The organism is Acidovorax sp. KPB24-07 (assembly GCF_057543315.1).
The window spans coordinates 1-2,835 of the sequence record NZ_BAAJYS010000414.1; the positions used below are offsets into that span (position 1 = coordinate 1).

At 67.4% G+C, this 2,835-nt stretch carries 5 protein-coding genes; 3 read left to right on the plus strand and 2 right to left on the minus strand.

What is annotated here, in order from left to right:
• Nucleotides 1-342: pirin-like C-terminal cupin domain-containing protein (locus AC27IQ_RS21820; protein ID WP_487090764.1), on the plus strand; the 342-nt coding region annotated here is incomplete at its 5' end.
• Nucleotides 343-487: 145 nt separating this feature from the next.
• The gene (locus tag AC27IQ_RS21825) at nt 488-901 is read left to right on the plus strand and encodes a hypothetical protein (RefSeq protein ID WP_487090765.1); all 414 of its coding nucleotides are present in this window, start codon (nt 488-490) and stop codon (nt 899-901) included.
• On the opposite strand, the gene AC27IQ_RS21830 is transcribed toward AC27IQ_RS21825, so the two are convergent.
• A complete protein-coding gene (locus tag AC27IQ_RS21830; protein ID WP_487090766.1) occupies nt 888-1,196 on the minus strand; it encodes a hypothetical protein in 309 nt (102 codons plus the stop codon). The genes AC27IQ_RS21825 and AC27IQ_RS21830 overlap by 14 nt on opposite strands.
• Nucleotides 1,197-1,219: 23 nt before the next feature.
• Between AC27IQ_RS21830 and AC27IQ_RS21835 the strand changes: the two genes are divergently transcribed.
• The gene (locus tag AC27IQ_RS21835; protein ID WP_272566680.1) at nt 1,220-1,690 is read left to right on the plus strand and encodes an FKBP-type peptidyl-prolyl cis-trans isomerase; all 471 of its coding nucleotides are present in this window, start codon (nt 1,220-1,222) and stop codon (nt 1,688-1,690) included.
• Nucleotides 1,691-1,807: 117 nt separating this feature from the next.
• Here AC27IQ_RS21835 and AC27IQ_RS21840 read toward each other — a convergent pair.
• Nucleotides 1,808-2,835: Csu type fimbrial protein (locus AC27IQ_RS21840; RefSeq protein ID WP_487090767.1), on the minus strand; the 1,028-nt coding region annotated here is incomplete at its 5' end.

A 2,835-nucleotide genomic window follows, 5' to 3' on the forward strand; every position in this document is an offset into this window, starting at 1 on the left:
GGCGTCACGCTGGCGGGCCGCCCGGTGGACCACGCCGCGCTGGAGTTGCGCGCGGGCGAGGCGGTGGCACTGCACAACGGCGGCACGGCCGACGCCGAATTCCTGCTGCTGCAGGGCCGGCCCCTGGCCGAGCCGGTGGTGCAGTACGGCCCCTTCGTGATGAACACGCAGCAGGAAATCGCCGAGGCCCTGGCCGACTACCGCCGCACCGGCTTCGGCGGCTGGCCCTGGGGCGATGCGGCGCCGGTGCACGGGCCGACCCTGGGCCGGTTCGCGCAGCGGCCGGGCGCGGCGCCGGACGTGCCCGCGCCGGTGGATGTGGGATTGCCATCGGCCGGGTGATCGGACTGTCATTTTTTGTGTGCAAATGGTTATTGCCGTGGGATGGAGAGGCCCGATTTAGCATCTGTGCTCCCTCACTACCGGAGTCGATGGATGGGGCAGTGCTACGCCGCAGGCGATTTCAAAAAAATACTTCAACGAGAACATGCAGGATTTGGGCTTGCCCGTGCCGTCCACGCTGTTTGATACCTACAACACGGCCCTCAGCACGGCCTCGACGATGGTGGGGACCCTGGCCACGTTGGGCAAAGGCGCCACGATGGCTGAACTGGTCGGCGCCACTGTGGGTCTGGAAAAGCTGGCGGTGGCTGCCTCCATCGGGGCCTCCGCGTACACCGGAGCGGCCATCGGCAGCATCGCGGTGGCTGCGGGGCGCTCACTCGGCTGTGGATCACGCATGTCCGATCTTTTCGTGATGGCTCGCCAGAACAAACTGGAGTTCGATGGGCTGGCAGCCTTCTATGCCAACAACCCCCAGGTCATTCAGAAAAATCATCCGGGCCGGGCACGCTTTGGAATGCAAGCCAAAATCGCTCCGTCCAATTTCAGCTATGCGTGATGAATAGCCTTCTATTCCTGCTGCTTTGCATCGTGTTGGCGGTGCTCGCTTGGGGCGCTTTCCAGTTTCTGGGCCAGTACGCATTTTTGGTCATGGTCGTCGTCGTCGTGGCGTTGCTTGTCAGCAGGGTGGGAAAACCGAAGTTCAGGCAGAAAAAGTAGCCGTTCGTGGAATCGGGGAACTGCTGCGAGGCCGTTTCCGGGTGATCTGGCTGCGGGCACCCATGGCGCGCGTGTTGCTCGACAATGCAGGCCTGCACCGCCGGGCGCACGCCGCCCGGCTTCGACCGATCCACCGACCTGTCCGGACCCTCCCTCCATGAACATCTCCAAAGACACCGCCGTCACCTTGAGCTACAAGGTCACCACGCCGCAGGGCAAGCCGCTCGATTCCGGCCACATGGCGTACCTGCACGGCGGCTACGACGGCATTTTTCCGAAGGTGGAGGCCGTGCTGGACGGCCAGGCCACGGGCTTTGCCACCACGCTGGACCTGACCGCGGCCGAGGCCTTCGGCGAGCGTGACGAAAGCCTGGTGCGCACCATCCCCAAGAGCGAGTTCCCGCCCGGTGTGAAGGTGGGCGGCCAACTGCGCGGCGCGGGCAACGACGGGCGCGAGCACGTGTTCAACGTGGTCAAGATCAAGGGCCCCGAGGTGCACCTGGACGGCAACCACCCGCTGGCCGGCCAGGCGCTGCGCTTTTCCTGCAAGGTGACCGAGGTGCGGCCGGCTTCGCCGGAAGAAGTGGTGCACCGCCACGTGCACGGCGGGCACGGCCACCACCATTGATCGGGGCTTTCACGGGCATTTGCTATTAAAAATATAGCAAAATGCCCTAGTGTTGATTGCGCTGGCGGCCTGTTCGGCTGGATTTTCGGGGCGGACGGGCTGGATGGGTGGTGCGGCTCAGAACTGCACGTCCACCACCACGTTGTCCAGGTAGGTGCCCTCCACCGGCGCGGCCTGGTCGGGGTACACGCGGGCGCGGTACGGAAACACGTGCGACCCCGTGCCGTTGGCGATGCCGCCCGCCGGGCCGGACGTGGCCTGGCTGCTGGACACGCGGGAGCCGACGGTCGTGCCCCAGGGCGTGGTGCCCGCGCCGAAGAAGATGTCGTAGGCCAGCCGGTTGCTGCCGTTGGCCATCTGGCGCCGCCCGCCGCTCGGGTTGCTGCCCGGCCCCAGGCCGACGGTGTAGACCATGCCGCTGGTGCACACCATCGCCACCTGCGACGCGGCCTCGCCGAAGCCCGTGGGCAGCGCGGCGCTGCCGAAGTTGATGGCCCCGGGCGTGATGAGGCAGTCGTTGTTCACCTGCAGTTCCACCGTCACGGTGCGCGTGGCCGTGCCGGCGTACACCGTGCCCAGGCAGGTGGCGAGCAGGCCCGCGCCGTCGCACAGGTTGTAGGTCCAGGCCAGCCGCAGGGTGTCGCGGTAGGTGCCGGCCGGGACGTTGGCGTTCAGCGTGGCGATCTGCACCGGCACGGTGGCCTTGCGGTTGGGCAGCAGGGTGAGGATGTTGGCCCCGGTGGCGTTGATCACCAGCAGGCCCGACGAATAGGTGAGCCCGCTGCCGTTGCCCGCCTGGTAGCCGATGGCCTTGGTGCTGTCGCTGATGTTGCGCAGCAAAAAGCCGTTGTCGCTGGTGAGCGTGGCCCGCAGCACGCTGTCGGTGGACAGCAGCGACAGCAGCCCGGAGCCGCAGGTGATGGAGAAGCTGCCTGGCGTGGTCAGGCTGCCGTCGCGCACGGCGAAGGAAGACGCGGCGCCCAGCGAGGCGCCGGTTTCCGCATAGGTGCAGACGGCGGCGAACGCCGGTGCGCCGGCGGCGAGGGTTGCCAGGGTGAGCAGGCTGCGCACGGCCTGCCCCGGCCCGGCGAAGGGAGAGGGCCGGCGGCCGGACGGGCTCACGATTGCATCTCCGGGCCGGCGTC